We start from the raw sequence: 3,681 nt of genomic DNA on the forward strand, positions 1-3,681 counted from the left end.
AAAGTGATCGTCGATGTCGAAGACGCCCAAGGAAGAGTATTTCAGGTTCGACGCATTTTGAACGAGAATCACGATCTCTACTACAATGACGAGTTGCAGCCCGGAGTATCAATCCCAATCAAGAAGCCACTATTCTTTGGCCAGAAAGAACTCGTTCTACGTGGATCTGGCCTAGAGAGCGAGTTAGTTGAGCGGCTATTAGGCTCGAAGCTTGATGCTGTTCGGCGAGAGATTGCTGAGCAGCATCAACGCGTTCTCGATGTGCTTGGAAGCTTAGACAAACTCAAAGACATAGATAACTTGGAAGCAGAACATGAGACCAAACGGAAGGACACAGAATTTCGTCTCAAGCTGTTCAAAGACTATGGCGTAGAAGATAAGCTCAATCGCCAAGTGCAATTTCAGGCTGATGTGACACATGCCGGTCGCGTCGTAGAGAAGATTGAAGGTTTTATTCGCTCCGTCGATACATTCCTGAATGAGCAAGAGGCGGAGCTTTCGGCGGTCGCAAATTTGGAATCCAAAGAGAACAAGGACATAATGGATGAAATGAATGCGATCTTGGAGCGCATCAGGAAAGTGCCTGAACGCATTCGGCAGGTCATTTCCGAGACGCGAAACGACAACCGCGCATTGAAGGAGAAACATTCAGAGGTCACGCGTCGCCGCGAAGCATTGAAAGAAGAGTTTGCTGCTATCGAGCGCCAACTGAGCGAAAAGCTTGAGGAATCTGGTGAGGTTAGCGTGCGCCCGGATGATTTTGTCAAGCTGAACAAAGAGCTTCAGAATGTTAAGCTTGCCCTCGCAGAGACTGCAAAGAGCCGAATCAAGAGGACCGCGCTGCGTGACGAACTGCTGAAGGAGCTCAAACGACTCAATGACCTCTGGCATCACGAATTCAAACAGATTGAGGTAGAAGTCAGGAAGATGAATGAAGGACAAACGGCGTTGCAGATTATACCCACGTACAAAGGCGACAGGATTGCAATGCTAGAGGAACTGAAGAACCAGTTCCGCGGTAGCCGACTTCGAGAAGCTACGTTGGAATCCATATTGGAAGGCCACGCCGATTTCATATCGGTATATCAAGGGTTAGATGGAATATGCAATGGTCTTGGGGATTCAGGTGAAGTGTTTCGAAAGTATTTCAACGATGCCAAAGCCCTGTTGGTTACGTGGAAGGTTCCACACACGTTTCAAATCATGTATCACGGCAAGGAATTGCGAGATCATTCTCTCGGTCAACGTGCATCCGCGCTAGTCCTATTCATTCTGAATCAGAGGGATAACGACCTTATCGTGATTGACCAGCCCGAAGATGACCTAGATAACCAAACCATCTTCGAAGACGTCATTAAGCTGCTCCGTTCACTCAAGGTGGGCGTGCAATTCATCTTTGCGACTCACAATGCGAATTTTCCTGTTCTTGGTGATGCCGAGCAGGTAGGGGCCTGCTCTATTTCAGGGACAACATGCAATATTAGCACCGGGAGTATTGATCAATCGGACATCCAAACAGCCATCGTCTCGATTATGGAGGGCGGCAAAGAGGCATTCGCCAGACGCAAGGAGATTTACCAACTATGGAAGCAGTAGAACTCAACAGACTTCTCTTGCGTCGAGAGGCCACCGCATGAAGATTGTTAATATGGACAATCCGGTGACCTCGCACTGGCTTCGCAAACAGGGGTGTCGTTTTGACTGCAAGCCGTTTCTTTCCGGTGCGGTGGAGGCTCGAATTCTGCTTGAGAAGTTGAAGGTTCGTAAGGAACCGCTTCAGAAAGTGACTCTTGGCGGACTGGATGGGATCTATCATGCTGGGCGCGAGGGCCGCACGTGGGTTGATGACCCTGAATACGGAATTCCTTTCCTTGGGAGCTCTGATATCCTGAATGCAGATTTGAGTCACCTGCCGCTTCTATCGAAAAGGCAGGTACTCAAGAATCCGAAATTTACAATTCGCAAAGACTGGACGCTGATTACACGGTCGGGAACGGTTGGACGAATGGTCTACAGTCGTGAAGACATGGATGGAATGGCTTGCAGTGAGCACGTCATGCGTGTCGTCCCCGACCCGGAGAAGATCCCGCCGGGGTATCTCTATGCGTTCCTGAGCAGCAGGTTCGGGGTGCCTCTGGTGGTATCCGGCACCTATGGCGCGATCATCCAGCACATTGAGCCGGAGCATATCGCGAATTTGCCTGTGCCGAGGTTGGGCAAAGGAGAGGAGGAAGACATACATAACCGCGTGTTGAAATCCGCAGTGCTAAGATCGAAAGCGGCACGGCAACGCGCAGATATCCTTCGCGAGATGGAGAAACTCATCGGATGGGAACCCCCTATCCACGAATGCGCAAACATATCCCAAGCATCGTCTTCAGATGTTTTACGAAGATTCGATGCCTTCCATCATTCCATTGGTCCACTGGCTGGCAGGAATTGCCTTTTTGACAACTCCTTGTCCGTTCCGCTAGCAGATCTCGTTGAAGATGTTTTTGAGCCGAATCGTGGTGCAAGAATGAAAGTTGAAAACCCCGATGCTGGTTCGACTTTCCTCTCGTCATCGGCAGTCTTTCGGACTATCCCACAGGGTGACTACTTGATATCCCGCAAGACTAAGGATTTTGAGCGGCTACAGATTTCCGACAGGGATCTCTTGCTTCCTAGAAGCGGGCAGCTTGGTGGCATCATTGGACATGCGGTTCTTCCCCTCCAGATGAACATTGGTCATTGTGCATCAGAGCATCTGGTGCGAATACGAGCAATCGACCAGATATGGCGTAATTATCTGTTTGCTGTATTCGCCACTGAGCCAGGGTATCTTGCTACAATCGGCACGGCGTTTGGCTCATCGATCCCGAGTCTTGACTCAAAGATGATCGCTGAATTCCGAGTACCTGTCGTTAAGAATGGAAAACGCGAAGCGATTGCCGATGCCGTAGCGAAATACAATGAGAATCTCTCTGATGCGGCATTAATTGAGCTCTCCGTTGTCAAAGACTTGGAGAGCAATCTTGAGAAGAAAGCGATGAGATCTCATCATGGCTAAGGTCATCCCCATCGGCAGTCCAGTCAACGATGGCGAACGCAGGACGATAGCACATCTGCGCGATGTGTTGCCGGATGACTATGTCATTCTTCACAACTTCGAAATCAAACACGACAACCAGAACTTTGAAGTGGACATCGCGGTGGTGGCTCCGCATGCGGTCTTCCTTGTCGACGTGAAGGGCACACGCGGCACCATTGAGGTGCAAGGCAACAAATGGTACCCGGAAGGACGACGGCCCTTCTTTTCGCCCCTGCCGAAGATCCGGGAGCATGCCAAGTCGCTGAAAGGCGTCATCACCAAGGCGAACCCGGCGAATCGTGACCTGGAGCGTGTGTTCATCGCCGAGGCAGTAATTCTATGCGCGCCGGATGCGTATCTGGTCGATCCGGCCGACCGGGACGCGGAGCATGTCTGCACTATCAAGAAGGCGGCCCGATTCTTCACCGATACGGCCCTGCTGCCGAATTGGGCGAACGACAACATCCGCCGCTTCGCCGGCCTGATCCAGAAGACCATCACGGGCAATGCCAAGGCCGTGACCGGCCCCCTGGTCTTCGACCGCTGGGAGGTAACCGAGAAGATCGGCGCGAATGACCTATACACCGAATACCGGGCAGTCAACTCTCTGG

At 51.2% G+C, this 3,681-nt stretch carries 3 protein-coding genes; all 3 read left to right on the forward strand.

Annotated elements, in window-relative coordinates; translation table 11 throughout:
• Positions 1 to 1,596, forward strand: a 1,596-nt coding sequence (locus KKA81_16145; protein ID MBU2652458.1) for a histidinol-phosphatase, incomplete at its 5' end; no start/stop codon positions are given.
• A gap of 37 nt (positions 1,597 to 1,633) precedes the next feature.
• A complete protein-coding gene (locus KKA81_16150) occupies positions 1,634 to 3,049 on the forward strand; it encodes a restriction endonuclease subunit S (GenBank protein MBU2652459.1) in 1,416 nt (471 codons plus the stop codon).
• Positions 3,042 to 3,681, forward strand: a 640-nt coding sequence (locus tag KKA81_16155; protein MBU2652460.1) for an NERD domain-containing protein, incomplete at its 3' end; no start/stop codon positions are given. The genes KKA81_16150 and KKA81_16155, both read left to right, overlap by 8 nt.

It is taken from the genome of Bacteroidota bacterium (assembly GCA_018831055.1).
In the GTDB taxonomy this organism is placed as follows: Bacteria; Bacteroidota; Bacteroidia; order Bacteroidales; family B18-G4; genus M55B132.